Origin of the sequence: Trichodesmium erythraeum IMS101, assembly GCF_000014265.1 — a bacterium.
Classification (GTDB): domain Bacteria; phylum Cyanobacteriota; class Cyanobacteriia; order Cyanobacteriales; family Microcoleaceae; genus Trichodesmium; species Trichodesmium erythraeum.
Genome location: NC_008312.1, coordinates 6,116,524 through 6,133,752, shown reverse-complemented (window position 1 = coordinate 6,133,752; position 17,229 = coordinate 6,116,524). Strand labels below are relative to the sequence as shown.

11 protein-coding genes are annotated in these 17,229 nt (G+C 36.7%); 7 read left to right on the top strand and 4 right to left on the bottom strand.

What is annotated here, in order from left to right; genetic code table 11:
• The first annotated feature begins 975 nt into the window (after nucleotides 1–975).
• Nucleotides 976–2,253 carry a tetratricopeptide repeat protein gene (locus TERY_RS19065; RefSeq protein ID WP_011613320.1) on the top strand — a complete coding sequence of 426 codons (1,278 nt, stop codon included), beginning with the start codon at nucleotides 976–978 and terminating at the stop codon, nucleotides 2,251–2,253.
• 1,018 nt (nucleotides 2,254–3,271) lie between these two features.
• Nucleotides 3,272–6,094: a DUF4347 domain-containing protein gene (locus tag TERY_RS25725; protein ID WP_011613319.1), complete on the top strand. Its 2,823-nt coding sequence runs from the start codon at nucleotides 3,272–3,274 to the stop codon at nucleotides 6,092–6,094.
• Between the two features lie 428 nt (nucleotides 6,095–6,522).
• Here the strand turns inward: TERY_RS25725 and TERY_RS19050 are convergent, their stop codons facing one another.
• Entirely contained in the window at nucleotides 6,523–7,383 is an 861-nt protein-coding gene (locus TERY_RS19050; protein ID WP_011613318.1) for an aldose 1-epimerase, read from the bottom strand.
• 257 nt (nucleotides 7,384–7,640) lie between these two features.
• Nucleotides 7,641–8,570, bottom strand: a complete 930-nt coding sequence (miaA, locus tag TERY_RS19045) for a tRNA (adenosine(37)-N6)-dimethylallyltransferase MiaA (RefSeq protein ID WP_011613317.1) — start codon at nucleotides 8,568–8,570, stop codon at nucleotides 7,641–7,643.
• 374 nt (nucleotides 8,571–8,944) lie between these two features.
• Here miaA and gyrB point away from each other — a divergent pair, with 374 nt between their 5' ends.
• Nucleotides 8,945–11,620, top strand: coding sequence for a DNA topoisomerase (ATP-hydrolyzing) subunit B (gene gyrB / locus TERY_RS19040; RefSeq protein ID WP_011613316.1), 2,676 nt, complete (start codon nucleotides 8,945–8,947; stop codon nucleotides 11,618–11,620).
• A 1,071-nt stretch (nucleotides 11,621–12,691) separates the two neighbouring features.
• Here gyrB and TERY_RS19030 read toward each other — a convergent pair.
• Complete coding sequence (locus TERY_RS19030) at nucleotides 12,692–13,132, bottom strand: redoxin domain-containing protein (protein ID WP_011613315.1); 441 nt, start codon at nucleotides 13,130–13,132, stop codon at nucleotides 12,692–12,694.
• A gap of 573 nt (nucleotides 13,133–13,705) precedes the next feature.
• Here TERY_RS19030 and TERY_RS37450 point away from each other — a divergent pair.
• The 4 genes from TERY_RS37450 (at nucleotide 13,706) to TERY_RS19015 (ending at nucleotide 15,966) form a co-directional block, all read left to right on the top strand.
• The gene (locus tag TERY_RS37450) at nucleotides 13,706–13,885 is read left to right on the top strand and encodes an Npun_F0494 family protein (protein ID WP_370497282.1); all 180 of its coding nucleotides are present in this window, start codon (nucleotides 13,706–13,708) and stop codon (nucleotides 13,883–13,885) included.
• An 83-nt stretch (nucleotides 13,886–13,968) separates the two neighbouring features.
• Complete coding sequence (gene cobQ / locus TERY_RS19020) at nucleotides 13,969–15,435, top strand: cobyric acid synthase CobQ (RefSeq protein WP_011613314.1); 1,467 nt, start codon at nucleotides 13,969–13,971, stop codon at nucleotides 15,433–15,435.
• A 182-nt stretch (nucleotides 15,436–15,617) separates the two neighbouring features.
• Complete coding sequence (locus TERY_RS33570; RefSeq protein WP_155994498.1) at nucleotides 15,618–15,758, top strand: hypothetical protein; 141 nt, start codon at nucleotides 15,618–15,620, stop codon at nucleotides 15,756–15,758.
• Nucleotides 15,733–15,966, top strand: a complete 234-nt coding sequence (locus TERY_RS19015) for a 2Fe-2S iron-sulfur cluster-binding protein (RefSeq protein ID WP_011613313.1) — start codon at nucleotides 15,733–15,735, stop codon at nucleotides 15,964–15,966. The genes TERY_RS33570 and TERY_RS19015 overlap by 26 nt, the downstream gene beginning before the upstream one ends.
• Before the next feature lie 37 nt (nucleotides 15,967–16,003).
• Here TERY_RS19015 and TERY_RS19010 read toward each other — a convergent pair whose 3' ends face one another.
• Nucleotides 16,004–16,462, bottom strand: coding sequence for an SRPBCC family protein (locus TERY_RS19010; protein ID WP_011613312.1), 459 nt, complete (start codon nucleotides 16,460–16,462; stop codon nucleotides 16,004–16,006).
• Nucleotides 16,463–17,229: the final 767 nt, after the last annotated feature.

Sequence of the window (17,229 nt, the reverse complement as noted above, 5' to 3'; positions counted from 1 at the left end):
TTGAAAGGTAAGGACGTTAATTTTGTTGGTTAATCAGTAAAATGGAAAGGCATGGCTATACAAAAAGTTTCTAAGCATCAGCAAATGTCTTTAAAGGTTTATTTCCCCTCCGGTAGCATCATTTGTGTATAAAATTAAGTTACAATTAGATTCAATATAGCTGTATAAACTATATTTTAAACCAATACAGTTTAGTTTAGGAATCAGAATTTATTAACTTCTAGATTTTCTGTACAGGAGCATTTCTGTGCAATGCTTAAGCGCCAAGGTTTGTGGATCATATTTGATTCTTGTTCCTAGGAATTTTTTTTGCGGCTTTATAGTTTAAAAAGCCTATCTGATATTTATATCTTACATTGTGCAGGTCAAAATATAGTATATAAAACTAGTGATTAAAAGCCATGCATAACTATGAAGCTTATAAGTAAAAATAAATATTACAAAATTTTGGAATTAAAGGTGAGAGGTAAACCTAAAAATTACTATCCGAATTTGACTATTATCAGAGAATAACAAATTCAAAATTTCTGACAAAAAAATAGTGTTTTGTTGTCTATTTTTCTTCTTTTATTAGGTTGTTAAAATTGCTTTTTTTGGATATTTACAAAGAGATAAATATTAGATTATTAAAATAGTTAAATATCAAGATTTTGGTTTTCCTGAATACTGAGTTTTTGGCTCAGAAACTCAAAGCATATTAATCTGAGAATTAATAGAAAAAGTTTATACAGAGGTCGGTAGGTTTTCTGGTGATGGCTTAGTATTGCTTCCTGGATAATGGTTTATTAATTTAAAAGTTTTCCCACTATTTGATAGATAAGTTTAAGTGGCGATCGCCTACAGAATAAGAGAAGGGGCATAATAAAAGGGGCAAGGAATAAGGGAAGGTTGTTTGGCAAATAGCAGATAGCTGCCATACAATGGGATAGTGAAATTAGTTAAACTTTTATTTAAATTTACCTTTAATAGAAAAAAATGGAACAGGAAATATATAGTCAGGCTGTAGCAAAATCTTGTGCTGGAGACTATGAAGGAGCAATTCAAGATTTGAGTCGAGTTATAGAAATTAATCCTAGTTTTGCTGAAGCTTATTATCGCAGAGGTTTGGCAGAGTTTGATTTAGGAAATTGGGAAGAAGCTATTGCAGATTATACTGAGGCTTTGGCAATTAATTCTAATTATATTAATGCTTATTTTGGTCGTGGTATTGCTAGGTTAATAGTAGGAAATATTGCTGGGACTATTATGGATGCTCATCAGATAATTGGGATTGATGATAAGTATGCTCCGGCATATAAGTTATTGGGTAATGCTTATGATAAACAAGGTAATCAAGCAGATGCAATTGCTAGTTTGAAACGGGGTGCAGAGTTGTATTTAGAACAGAAGGATGCTGTGAATTGTCGGCAATGTTTGGATAGTATTAAAAAGTTACAAAATTTTGTTCCTGCTTCTGTAAAAAATGATGGTAATTTTCAGTGGAAAAAAGGTGATAGTAAGACTTTTTTAAATGAAATTTTGAGCAGGTTTGAAAAAGGGAATGTCCAGGGGGTAATGGCGGATTTAAACTGGGCATTAAAAGTTGATAAATATGATTATGAAGCTTATTGTTTTCGAGGTATTATTCGTTATAAACAAGGGGATGATTTTGGGGCAATGTCAGATTTTAATGAGGCTTTGCAACTTAATAATCAAAGTGTTTTAGCTTATCAATATCGGGGTATTGTTCGTGGTCAAATAGGTGATTTTAAAGGAGCGATCGCTGATTGTAATGCGGCTTTAAATATTGAACCAAATAATTCAGTTATTTATGTGAATAGAGGGAATGTTTATCGGGATATTGGTGCTTACCAAGAGGCAATTAAAGATTATGATCAAGCATTACAAATTAATTCTAATGAAGCTAAGGCTTTTTATAACCGGGGTATTGTTTATTCTTGTTTAGAAGATATCAAAAAAGCTATAGATAACTATCAGAATGCTGCTCAATTATTTGGGGATGCTGAAGACTGGAATAATTATCAAAAAACTTTGGATAATTTGAAGAAAATTCAGACATCTGTTCCTATTCAAAGTCAGAATATTAATGAGGATACTAAGTATGAGCAATTGGAACAAAAGTTGTTAAGAATGGTTGGCGGGCATTGGGAAATCGCAGAAAGGTTGATTGCAAAAGTTGAGGAAAAATATCCGGGTAGAGCTCGGATTTGGTATTTGGAAAAGGTTATATCTGATTGGCGGCAAAAGAGCTGAACTTGACTGTTTTTGATTTATATATTTGATAACAAGTTTGCTGTAGTTTTATAAAATTTAGTTGTGATTTTATTCGGGCTAAATATTTTTTTTCCTACTCCAAGTTTACCGTCAACTTAGATAAGCATTCAATGGCTGAATGCTTACATACTTTCTTTTGACCGTTTGATATGTATTCTGAAATAGAATTTAAGGCTTTTTTAACATTGTTTACACAGATTATTTTATTGCATTTTTTGGAAAATTTTGTTATTTAAAAAAAAATTAAACTAGATAAATTATATAACTTTTTACATAAATAATATAAATATAAATAGTATATGTCATTAAAAAATACTATAGAATTTACGTTACCTGAAAACAAAAATTATTTTAAGATTAGAAAACAGAAGTTACCTCGGAATTAAAAAAGTTGAAAATGAAAAACCAAATCATTTCTTGCTTCACTGTAGTTAGCAGACTAGTTCTTGGAGCGCTTTGAGGTGTGCTACTGTAGCTCGTACTTGTGAAAGTGGTGTTTTAGGTTCTGCACTTTTTAGCATTGAGAATAGTAATGTTCAGATATAGGAAACATGCTTCTGCTACTGCTTTTAACTACTATCCTGCTAACCCTAATAGTTTACAGAACTCTGTCTGGTCTAGGCACTATTACTGTAGAGGGGTTCACTGGTTTAGGATATCCTAATAGTTTCAATATTAACCCTGTTAAAGATAGCGCTCACGGTACTGGTATCACTAATATTTTTTCGGCTGATACTTTTACTGTCAAACTAGGTACCTTCTTCAGCAAATGCTTTAGTTGACTGGCAGACTATTACCAGGAATAGGAGTGATTTTTTATAGAAAACAAAAGATTTATGTAGATTATCTTAGGTTTGTCTGTTTTGGGCCCCAATGGTACTTCCTTTTTGGGAAAGCTTGGGTAAAGCGGCAAGTACAGCAGCTATATCGCAGTTAGACCCCATAGGAAATTTCAGACCCCAAAATATCTAAAAATTTAATTTATCTCTCAAAAATAATGAAACTAAACACAAAAAGTATAGTAATAATAGATGCTAGTGTAGAAAACTACCAGCAACTATTAAAGGGAGTCGTTACGGGAGTTAAACCTTTTCTCCTCGGCGGCGACACTGACGGTATCCAACAGATAGGGGATATCCTCCAAAAAAATCCAGAAACGGATACCCTTCATATTATCTCCCACGGTTCTCCTGGTTGTCTGTATCTGGGAAATAGCCAATTGAGTTTGGATACTCTCAAGGGCTATGAGTCCCAACTGCAACAATGGCAACTAGACAACCTTCTGCTCTATGGTTGTAACGTCGCTGCCGGGGATGGGGGGGAAGAGTTTATTGATAAGTTGCATCGGTTGACGGGGGCTGAGATAGCGGCTTCTAAGTCTTTGACTGGGGCGGCAGTTAAAGGGGGGAACTGGGAGTTGGAGGTGAGGACGGGTAAAAGCAAGCTCTCTCTAGCATTGCAAGTAGAAACGATGGCCAGCTACTCCGATACCCTCAACCTGCAATTTGAATGGGCTAAACAGATCGGCGCTAGCAGCTCTGGCGACGTTAGTAGCATAACCACAGACAGCAACGGTAATGTCTTGGTGGGGGGTCTTTTTCAGGGCAACATTGACATCGACGGCGATGGGAACAATGATTTGACCTCTAATAACGACTGGGATATTTATGCAGCCAAGCTCGACAGCAATGGCAATTTGGTCTGGGCTAAACAGATCGGCGGTAGCATTGATGACTATGTTAATAGCATAACCACAGACAGCAGCGGCAATGTCTTGGTGGGGGGCAGTTTTCGGAGCAACATTGATATCGACGGCGATGGGAACAATGATTTTACCTCTAACGGCTTCGGGGATGGTGGGGATGGTTATGTAGCCAAGTTCGACAGCAATGGCAATTTGGTCTGGGCTAAACAGATCGGCGGTAGCTATTGGGACAATGCTAATAGCATAGCCACAGACAGCAGCGGCAATGTCTTGGTGGGGGGTTCTTTTGAGAGCTACATTGACATCGACGGCGATGGGAGCATTGATTTGATCCCTGATGGCTTCGGGGATGGTTATGTAGCCAAGTTCGACAGCAATGGCAATTTGGTCTGGGCTAAACAGATCGGCGGTAGCAATTGGGACTCTCCTTATAGCATAACCACAGACAGCAGTGGCAATGTTTATAGCATAACCACAGACAGCAGTGGCAATGTCTTGGTGGGGGGTTCTTTTCGGAGCAACATTGACATCGACGGCGATTGGAACAATGATTTGACCTCTAATGGCGACCTGGATGGTTATGTAGCCAAGTTCGACAGCAATGGCAATTTGGTCTGGGCTAAACAGCTCGGCGGTAGCAATTGGGACAATGTTAATAGCATAACCACAGACAGCAGCGGCAATGTCTTGGTGGGGGGTTATTTTGATGGCAACATTGACATCGACGACGATGGGAACAATGATTTTACCTCTAATGGATTCACGGATGGTTATGTAGCCAAGTTCGACAGCAATGGCAATTTGGTCTGGGCTAAACAGATCGGCGGTAGCAGTGATGACTATGCTAATAGCATAGCCACAGACAGCAGTGGCAATGTCTTCGTGGGGGGTATTTTTTCCGCCAACATTGACATCGACGGCGATAGAAACAATGATTTGACCTCTAATGGATTCACGGATGGTTATGTAGCCAAGTTCGACAGCAATGGCAATTTGGTCTGGGCTAAACAGATCGGCGGTAGCAGTTTGGACTATGCTAATAGCATAACCACAGACAGCAGCGACAATGTCTTCGTGGGGGGTTCTTTTTATGGCAACATTGACATCGACGGCGATGGGAACAATGATTTTACCTCTAATGGCTTCGGGGATGGTTTTGTCATAAAATTATCGGAACAAACTAGCTCCCCCCAAACTAGCCCCCCTCCCACCGACACTGAACCAACCCGGTTTGACTTCAATGCCGATGGAGTCGCAGACATTTTCTGGCGTCACCCAAATGGAGCTAACAGAATTTGGTTGATGAACGATGAGGGCACACGGGATAGTACAGTTGACCCCGGAAAGTTTGGCAAAGCTTGGGATGTCGCTGGAGTCGCAGATTTCAATACTGACGGAGTCGCAGACATTTTTTGGCGTCACCCAAATGGAGCTAACAGAATTTGGTTGATGAACGATGAGGGCACACGGGATAGTACAGTTAACCCCGGAAAGTTTGGCAAGGCTTGGGATGTCGCTGGAGTCGCAGATTTCAATACTGACGGAGTCGCAGACATTTTCTGGCATCACCCAAATGGAGCTAACAGAATTTGGTTGATGAACGATGAGGGCACACGGGATAGTACAGTTAACCCCGGAAAGTTTGGTAAAGCTTGGGATGTCGCTGGAGTTGCAGATTTCAATACTGACGGAGTCGCAGACATTTTCTGGCATCACCCAAATGGAGCTAACAGAATTTGGTTGATGAACGATGAGGGCACACGGGATAGTACAGTTAGCCCCGGAAAGTTTGGTAAAGCTTGGGATGTAGCGGGGGTTGCAGATTTCAATACTGACGGAGTCGCAGACATTTTCTGGCGTCACCCAAATGGAGCTAACAGAATTTGGTTGATGAACGATGAGGGCACACGGGATAGTAGACTTAACCCCGGAAGCTTCAGGTCAGCTTGGGATGTAGCGGGAGTCGCAGATTTCAATACTGACGGAGTCGCAGACATTTTCTGGCATCACCCAAATGGAGCTAACAGAATTTGGTTGATGAACGATGAGGGCACAAAGGATAGTGGACTTAACCCCGCAAGGTTCAGTTCAACTTGGGATGTAGTTGGGATGTAATTTACTTAATATACGTCTGCGGAAACCAAATTTTTACCCAATAATTTCAAGACTTTGAGATTAATGATCATCAGAAGTCTAATAGGAATTACACAATAAAACTTAGAGTAGTTTCGGAGGCGCGTGAGGTACAAAGTTTGATAACTTTTTCTTAAATAGATAAGAGAAATTAACTTTCTACTGTGCCTCACCATCCACGCAAATTGCAGTCAATGAGGAAGAGCGGAATGAAGAAAACTGGAATTAGGAATTAGGAGGAAAGAGAACTTAAAAAAAAAATGCATCTTTGCTGAAAATAAAATCTTGTGGAAACAGTAATTTTTCACCGAATTTAGCAAACTTGATCAGATAATAATTTTACAGTCATATTTCGCTTTGGTAAGTAGAGGCAATTTATGAATTGCCCCTAAAAAAAGTTAAGTTTTCAACTAACCCAATTCTGCTGTCATACTAATTACTGTTTCCACAGTTCTACCAGGTTCAGCAATTAATAAATGTTCACCAGTATTCATCGCATTCCGAGGACCAGTCCAAGGTTCTAAACAATAAAAATCCTTACCTTTTAGAGTCCAAAAAACTAAAGTCGAGTAATTACTATCATAATTAATAGTCAACTTTAAATTGCGACTTTTATCAGTAACTACAGCTGACTGTTTTGCCAAATTAATAAACGCCCAATCAATTTCTTCAGAGTTAAAATCAAACTTTCCAGAAAAAGTATTAACAGTTTGTTCCCCTTTGACCTGATACTCATTTGAAGGTAAATCAAACTCTAATTGACTCTTATCATTCACAGCAAAATAAGGGTGAATACCTGTAGAAAATGGCATAGGTTTTTGAGATAAATTTGTGTGAGAAAATCGCATTTCTAGAGTATTACCCCGCAATATATAAGTATAATTCAACTCAAAATTAAATGGATATATCTCCCAAGTTTGATCATTACTGGACAGAGCCAAAGTAATACTAGCGCCATTCTCCCCAGACTGTTGTGTAACTTGCCAAGGGAGGTTACGAGCAAAACCATGTTGCTTAAGTTTGTAACTTTCTCCGTCTAGGGTGTAGGTATCCTCAGGTAAGTTACCGCAAATAGGGAATAATAGAGGAATACCACCGCGCACCGAAAGAGCCGGGTCAGCAAAACGCTCCTTATCCATGTAAAATATTTTTTGGTCTTGAGTGCGCCACTCAGTGACAATGCCCCCTCTTCCTGGGCAAACAACAACTAGAGACTGAGTAGGTTCATCAGAAAGAATGTAGGGTTGATTTTTGACAAGGCTAGTAACCATAAAAAAATTACCTAAAACAACTGATATTAAAATCTCACATAATTTTCCACAAAACTGTTCATTTTGGAAAAAATTTAGCTGATCAGGAATTCTTATTTGTCAGGCAATAACAGTCATCCTGGCGGCACTGGAAAGGTTTGATAGTTAATATTTATTTTGATAGTTAATGTTTATACTTTATATACTTAGAATTTGCTGTAAAATTAAGAAGTCTAAGTAATATCAGTCTAACAACCGACTTTCTGCACTCAGGTGCCTCACTCCTGTGTCTTTTCTGCCAGTATTCTAGTAAACTCCCTCACCCGCTCCCAAACCTTGTCCAATAAATTTGGGGCATTCCCATCAAACCATTCAATTTCTGGATATCCTCGAAACCAAGTGCGTTGTCGCTTGGCAAACTGACGAGTATGTAAAACTGTTGCTTTGATCGCTTCAGCCAAGGAAATATCTCCCGCCAAATATTGTTTCATTTCTGCATAACCTAAAGTATTTAATAAAGGCAACTTCTCACCATATTTTTCACACAAACACTTGACTTCCTCCACTAACCCAACTTCCACCATTTTCTCAGTCCGATCACGAATACGTTCCCCCAAAACTTCTACATCACAGTCTAACCCTATTTGCAAAATTGGATAATTTGGAAGGTCTTCTCCCTGCTGTTGAGAAATTGGTTTCCCACTCACATAAAATACCTCCAATGCTCGTAAAGTTCGGACCACATCATTCGGGTGAATTTTCTCAACGGCAACCTGATCAACCTGCTGCAACATTTTGTAACATTGTTTTTGACCTAAATTTGCTAATTGCGATCGCAACTTTTCATTAGGCCCCACCCTAGGAATTTTCAAACCCTTAACTATTGCCTTAATGTATAAACCAGTACCCCCCACCAATAATGTTGGCAATACCACATCAGTTTGAGAACCAGGAGACTGAATAAAGCTTTGCGCCTGTTTCTGGTATTCTGCTAAAGTCAAAATCTCTGTAGGTTCACAGATATCTATTAAATAATGAGATACTAACTGTTGTTCTTTTATAGTTGGTTTTGCCGTTCCAATGTTAAAATATTTATATATCTGACGGGAGTCTGCACTCAGAATTATTGAACCCAACCTATGGGCCAAATCTAAGGCCAATCCAGACTTACCTGTAGCAGTTGGACCGCAAATAGTAATTAAAGTCAAAAGCCAAAACTCAGAGAAATTATTAACTTATCTATAGTATTCTATTTTAGTTTCAATTTTACCAAACATCACAATTGCCGAAAATACCTTTCAAACCTAAATTCTGTATTTCAAAACACAAACTTTAAAATTGGAAAAATCAAAAATCAAAAATCAAAAATTAAAAATTAAAATCAAAAATTAAAATCAAAAATTAAAAATTCATAAATAAAACGACGTACTTCGATTAATCTATAGTATCTGCATACCCTAAATAAATTTATCCTGAAAATAGCCTAGAGTAGCTTTTAAGGCTATTATGCTATAATTTATGAGAAAAAAGTCATTTATTAACGAAAGTTAGTATTAAAGCCATTATTGGGAGATATATTGATATGGCCAGCAACAATTACGGTGCTGAACAAATACAAGTTTTGGAAGGTCTCGAAGCAGTACGCAAGCGACCGGGAATGTACATCGGAACCACTGGGCCTCGTGGACTCCATCATCTAGTCTATGAAGTTGTTGACAACTCCATCGATGAGGCCCTAGCCGGTTATTGTACTCACATAGAAGTTGACCTGAACAAAGATGGTTCTGTCAAAGTTACGGATGATGGCCGAGGTATTCCAGTCGATACCCATTCAAAAACAGGTAAGTCAGCCTTAGAAACAGTAATGACTGTTCTCCATGCTGGAGGTAAATTTGGTGGAGGTGGGTATAAAGTTTCTGGGGGACTACACGGTGTGGGGGTTTCCGTAGTCAATGCCTTATCCGAGTGGGTAGAGGTAACAGTCTGGCGTGATAAAAAAACCCATATCCAAGGTTACGAACGGGGCCAACCTACTGGAGACTTAAAATCTAAACCTAACAAAGAAAAGCGCACAGGTACATCAGTACAGTTTCTCCCAGATCAGGAAATTTTTACTACAGGCATACAATTTGATTATAATACCATAATTGGTCGTTTGCGAGAGCTAGCATATTTAAATGCAGGTGTCAAGATTACAATTACAGATAACCGCCTGGAGTTAGTCAAAAGCGATGAACCGAAAGTAGAATCTTATTGTTATGAGGGTGGTATTAAGGAATATGTCACCTACATGAACCGGGAAAAACAGTCTCTCCATGAAGAAGTGATTTTTGTCCGAGGGGAAAAGAATGATGTACAAGTAGAAGTAGCTTTGCAATGGTGCATAGATGCTTTTAGTGATAATGTTCTCGGTTTTGCCAACAATATTCGGACTATCGATGGTGGTACTCATTTGGAAGGGTTAAAGACAGTTTTAACTAGAACAATGAATGGTATTGCTCGCAAGCGCAATAAGCTCAAAGATAGTGATCCAAATTTAGGTGGTGAAAATGTTCGGGAAGGTTTGACGGCAGTTATTTCTGTAAAAGTTCCAGAACCAGAATTTGAAGGTCAAACCAAAACTAAGTTAGGCAATACTGAAGTTAGGGGTATTGTTGATTCTTTGGTCGGAGAGGTTTTAAGTGAATATTTAGATTTTAATCCTCAAGTTGCTGATGCAGTTTTAGATAAAGCAATTCAAGCTTTTAAAGCAGCAGAAGCAGCCCGTAGAGCCAGGGATTTAGTGCGGAGAAAATCTGTTTTAGAATCTTCTCCATTACCAGGAAAACTAGCAGACTGCAGTACAAAAAACCCAGAAGAATCGGAGATATACCTAGTGGAAGGTGACAGTGCTTCTGGATGCTTTGCTGGGAATCAAAAAGTTATTTTAGCTGATGGACGTAGACTGAGTTTTGCAGAAATAGTAGCCGAACAAGCTGAGGGTAAAGAACATTTTTGTTATACAATTAATCAGAGTGGAAATGTTGCCATTGAAAGGATAATTAATGCTAGAATAACCAAAAAAAATGCCTCAGTTATTAAGATAATTTTGGATAATAATGAAACTATAATTTGTACTCCAGACCATCTTTTTATGCTCAGGGATGGTAGTTATAAACCAGCAGCTTTATTAACAGGAAATGATTCTTTAATGCCCCTGTCTCAAAAGTCATCTCAAAAGACAGAAAATAGCCAGGAATTAGATGGTTATGAAATGGTTTGGAGCCCTCAAAAAGAAAGTTGGATTTATACTCATTTATTGCCAGATTTTTATAACTTAAAAGCAGGAGTATATCAGTCAGCAAATGGAGACTCTTGTTATCATGTTGGCTTTAAGAAACTCAATTCTACCAAGACTGAGGGGCTGCTAACTGAGAAACACTTGGAATTCCATAAGACAAATCTTGAGTTGGCATATCGCTGTTCTGAAAGGGACGAATTTTTAGCGCGGGATATCATTCCTAACTATAATGATCACTATAATTATCGGGTTGTTTCTATTGAACCCCTTGAGGAGCGGTTAGATGTTTATGATATTGAAGTTCCCAATACTCATAATTTTGCCTTAGCTAGTGGAGTTTTTGTTCATAATAGTGCAAAACAAGGCCGCGACCGCCGTTTCCAAGCTATATTACCGTTGCGGGGTAAAATTATCAATATTGAAAAAACCGATGATGCCAAAATCTACAAAAATAATGAAATTCAATCAATGATTACAGCTTTGGGTTTGGGCATCAAAGGAGATGAATTTGACGCTTCTCAACTGCGGTATCATAAGGTAATTATTATGACTGACGCTGATGTTGATGGTTCCCACATCCGCACCTTATTGTTAACGTTTTTCTATCGATACCAACGGGCCTTAGTAGACCAGGGTTATATCTATATTGCTTGCCCCCCATTGTACAAGGTAGAACGGGGTCGAAATCATTATTATTGTTATAGCGATCGTGAACTTAATGAACTGATTCAAAATGAGTTTCCGGATAATGCTAACTATACTATCCAAAGATTTAAAGGTTTGGGTGAAATGATGCCAGTTCAGTTGTGGGATACAACCATGAACCCTGAAACTCGGACTTTGAAACGGGTGGAAATTGAAGATGCTGCAGAAGCGGATCGGATATTTACAGTTTTGATGGGCGATCGGGTGGCACCGAGGCGTGAGTTTATTGAGACTTACGGGCCGAAATTGAAAATTACTGATTTGGATATATAATCCCTTAAGGTTGGCAAATGTGAGTTGATTTTGGATGGTGTCACTCAACATTTGCTTACTCTAGAATGGTGATCAGCACTATAGCAGTTTAGCTAGATAAAATTCTTTTGACAGTAAAATTTGGTCTCAAGTATTCCCCTTTAAGGATAGCTTTTTTTGTAGGTTTTTAGTCGACGGTCTTACTGAAAACTTACTATTATGAATACTTATACCTTTAACTCTTCCAATTGCCCTCAAACCTATACCATGAAAATACATAAGTAGACATTCATGTTTTAGCTCATCACAATAGCTTCTTTGGTTTGATCACAGTCTAAAAAACTTTCTTTGAAAATCAACACAGATGTAATTCTGTTTTTTTCTTTTTTTCTGCCCTGGTCAATTTTGGGAGATAAAGAAGTCATCATAAATTACTGTAAATAAAAAAGATAAACTAAGTTAAAAATATTATTCGCAGCACAGACTTGATAATTTACCAGAATGGAAATGAAATTAGGTTTCTTTAGGTTTCTGTGGCTCTTGAGTAGTATCAACATCTAAAATATTAATACGAGGTTCCCATTCAATTAAAGTATCTCAGACCTCACTAACAATTTTTCCGACTGTTCCTAAACTATTTATTAGGGGCAAAAACTTTTTCATGAATACCACAACTAAAATCAAGCTGCATTAACCTTTCTCCTTTTGCGGTACCGATAATCATCAAAATTGATTGTGACCTACAGCATCTTCCTATTTTGTCACCTAAATTTGACCGTTTTTATCCAGTGCGACAGTTGAAGCCCATCCTACTCATAAAAAATCAGAGCTTGCTAAAAAAGCATACATGGATCCGCGTATAACTCAGAACTCAGGAGTAGACAGGGACGTTGTATGCAACGTCCCTAAGTCGAAATGGAAATTAATTAGATATATTTGCCCCTTGCCGTCCTCTACTATGGTCAGCCCAAAGTACTAATATCCGTCAGTTTTCTAGACTGAAAAACTTGCACTTTTTTCAAGACAAAAAGAAACTTGCCAAAATCAGTTAATACCTTGAGAGTTAATCAGCAATTCCTAATTAGGACAACATTATTTTTTACCAATGACCTCTAAAATATCTTGGGCATGACTACCCGTTTTCACATTTTGATCAACGTGAGAAATGTTTCCTTCAGCGTCAATAATATAAGTAACACGCTTAGGATATCCACCACCCTCAACATCATAAGCTTTAGTGATAGCACCATCAACATCTGCTAATAATTGGAATGGTAAACCATATTTCTCAGTAAAAGCTTTGTGAGAAGCTTCATCATCCATACTTACACCAAGAACAACCATATCTTTACCTTGATATTCAGCGTAGTTGTCTCGGAAACTTTGAGCTTCCTTGGTGCAACCAGGGGTATCATCTTTAGGGTAAAAATACATAACCACTGTTTTACCAGCAAAATCAGATAAGGAAACAGTCTTGCCGTTAGTATCTTTTACTGTGAATTCAGGTGCTTTAGTGCCAACAGATAGTGCCATAGAATCCTTCTTTTATCTTTAAAAACTATTATTACTCTAGGGTATTCTGGGATTCTTGAAAACTTGTTACTTCCAAATCTATTTTAAACAGAACTTCCCCCTGCTCAGAAATATACACCTAGTAAGCAAAATAACTACACTACAAGAGTTTTACTATTCATACCTGGTAAATGATTTGTCTTATCCGATGCTGTATTTTCTGATCTATATTATTAGAAAAAATAATGATTAGCAAAAATAAATTTTTAATTTATAGTCAATTCCTTTTTTGTATTTAAAATAACATCAAATAATTTATATATATGATATGAGCTCAAAATCCTTGATTTGAGACCTTAAACTATAATTTTTGTTAACTTAAAAATATAAATGTTCTTGATATATAAAATTAACATGGCCTCTGTAGAATGTCCCAATCTAATTTCACTTCAATATCCAACTTGTACTGTAAAAAGGGCAGAAAAAGCACTGAGTTGTAGTCTATTTCAAATTAACTTATTTGTCACAATGGGGGTTCAAAGTGTGGGATTAAAATCAAAAATCTCTGAAATTAGCTTAAAAATTCCTACATAAATTTCCCTTGATCAGAACTCGAAAAGTGAAAATTATCTTTTATGGCTAATTCAGGTAGGCGTACTAAGAAAGGAAGTTGATAGACAAGGAATTACAGACAGTTTTCGTCTAACTCCTATGGGTCATCAATTAGTTAAAAAATACACTCTCAATTGGAAACTAGCCTCAACCTTCAATTAGCGATCGCCTGAATAAATTCATAGCTCCTTGGTTTAGAATTCCTCTTTAAACTCTCTCCCTATCAAACAGAACTAAAAAAAACTATGAAAGCAATTATGGTAGTGGGAACTACTTCCCATGCCGGAAAATCTCTAATTACTACAGCCATCTGTAGAATTTTATCACGTCGTGGTTGGAAAGTCACCCCCTTCAAAGGACAAAATATGGCTTTGAACTCCTATGTCACATCTACCGGTGGAGAAATGGGTCATGCTCAAGCAGTACAAGCTTGGGCCGCAGGTGTAACTCCTGCAATAGAAATGAACCCAATTTTATTAAAGCCTCAAGGAGATATGACTTCTCAAGTTATTATTAAAGGAAAAGCTAGTGGTACTGTAGGAGCTGTAGATTATTATCAGCAGTATTTTGATATTGGTTGGAATGCCATCCAAGAATCTTTAGAAACTTTATCTCAAGAGTTTAACATGATAGTTTGTGAAGGAGCCGGTAGTCCAGCAGAAATAAATCTGAAGCACCGAGATCTAACTAATATGCGAGTCGCCAAACATTTGAATGCCTCTACAATTTTAGTAGTTGATATTGACCGAGGAGGTGCTTTTGCTCATATTATTGGTACATTAGAATTACTAGAACCAGAAGAAAGAAATTTAATCAAAGGAATAGTAATTAACAAATTTAGAGGACAAAGATCTCTCTTAGACTCAGGTATTCACTGGTTAGAAAAAAAAACTAATATTCCTGTAATAGGTGTCATTCCTTGGATTAATGAAGCCTTTCCCGCAGAAGATTCTTTGAGTATTTTAGAACAACGTTATAATAAACATACAACTGATATTACAATTGCTATCATTAGATTACCAAGAATTTCTAATTTTACTGATTTTGAACCTTTAGAAGCAGAGTCTAGTGTCAAAATTAAATATATTCATCCTAATGATAGTTTGGGTGATCCTGATGCCATAATTATCCCTGGTACTAAAACTACTATAAACGATTTATTAGTATTACAAAAAAGTGGTATGGCAGAAGCCATCAAATCTTACCAAAGTTCTGGTGGTATAGTAATGGGAATTTGTGGTGGATTTCAAATGCTTGGTGAAGTTTTAATTGACTCTCAAGGTTTAGAAGGAAAACAAGGAGAATATAAAGGATTAGAATTACTACCCTTAATAACTACAATTACTCCTAAAAAAATTGCCAGTCAGCGACAAGTTATTGCTAATTATCCCTTAGGAAATTTACCAGTCATAGGTTATGAAATTCATCAAGGTAGAACTATAGTTACAAAACCAGATATAGTTAAGCCTTTATTTAATGACTATGATTTGGGTTTTGTCGATAGTTATGATTCTATCTGGGGAAACTATTTACATGGAATATTTGATAATGGTTCTTGGCGTCGTTCTTGGTTAAATATCCTACGTCACAAACGGGGATTAAACAGTTTACCAACTAGTATTTCTAATTATAGAGAACAACGAGAAATTATTTTAGATTCAATCGCAGATAAAGTTAATGAGCATCTAGATTTAAAACCAGTTTTAACATAAAATTTGACAATTACAATAAACGTCAAACCAGTTATTTATTAGTTATCAGTTATCAGTTATTAGTTATAGTAATTGAAGCACATATTAAGAAATAATTCTCGAAAAATTATCTAGGAAAGATTACGTCTACTTCTTATAGCTGCAATTTTAGATAAAAAGTTATTAATACTATTAATAATGGAATGAATCAAACTCAAAGAAGTGGTATATTTAAGATTAAAGGCTTGAATAGATATCCATTAATCAAGCGATCGCCAGAAAATTATCAAGTAAATCACAAGTTCAAATCAGACAAAGATGAAAATACTTTTTTTGCCAGATAATATTACTATTGATGCAGAGGCAGGAACACCACTTCTAGAAGTAGCCGAAGATGCTGGAGTAAATATTCCAACAGGTTGCTTAATGGGTTCTTGTCATGCTTGCGAAGTAGAACTTAATGATGGTCAAATTATTTGTGCTTGTATTACAGCCATTCCTCCTGGAGAAAAAGAAATGACCATTAACCTATCTGTAGACGTAGACTGGTAATTTAGAGGCACAATGCATGCTTTTGGAGCTTTAATAATTAACTTTCTTCGTTTTCCTTCTGTTTTAGACCAATAACATATTGACGAAATCTTTCCATATCTGCCATCAAAGTAGATTCTACTATCCTACCTAAAAATAAATTATCCATAATCTTAATTAACCACCCAGGAGCTCCATAAGCTACAGTTAACTTAATAATACTACTATCATAACGATCATAAAAACGGATGGCACCTCGGTTAGGTAAACCATCTACAGACTCCCACTGAATAATTTGATGGGTAACTATTTTCTTAATCCGGGAAAGCCAGCTAAACTCAAAATTACCACTAGCTAACTTCCACCTTGATAATTCCGGATTATCCTGAAGAACTTCAACAGATTTAATCCACTTCATCCATTGTGGCATTTGTTCTAAGTCAGACCAAAGATTCCATACTAAATCAATTGGAGCATCTACCTCTATCTGTACACTATGTTCTAGCCAATTACTCATAAAATTATTAATTAATTGATTATAATTATTAGTACTTAAATATTTTCTGGAATAAAAAACCCTTGACAGTCAGTCTAGACAGGAGAATTACGTTAACGACAGAAAAACGGCTAAAACCCTTGATTATTAAGGATTTATACTTTTTTGACATAAAAACCTGTGTTTGTTTCTATTTGGAGATTTTCTGTTACTGTATTTTGTAAGTCTCATTATTTATGTTTGCTCAAAAAGTCTGTTATTGAGAGCAAGGAATGAGCTATAGACAATGGCATATCAGCAATATTTGCAGTATGTATATTTTTCCGTATTTTTCCCACTCACATTAAGCGAAAATTACAAGGGAGGGAATATTCATTTAGTAATTTTTTGGCAAATTTTTTGGCAAATTTTTTGGCAAATTTTTTGGCAAATTTTAATAGGCAAAACATCACTTAATAGTCAAAGCACCACTTAAACTGATGCATGATCACGATTATACGTTTACTGAGCCAGCCCTATTTAATTAAGGTTAGCTGATTAAATATCAAAGCATCGAATAATATTGGTTTTAGCCTTTTTGAACTCTTAAAATTGTGCCAAGCTTTCCGCCCTTCCAGCTTCAAAAATTAGTATTTTAGGCGCTCTCATAGCAGAAAGCAGCTAGTATAAATATATCCAACTACATATCCAACTACCTCTTTTATAAATTTTCAGCTTTTAGAGAGGTTTCATACAACCTTCCTACTCACCCCCCTACTAACTCTACATAGTTAGGTAGACCAATGAAT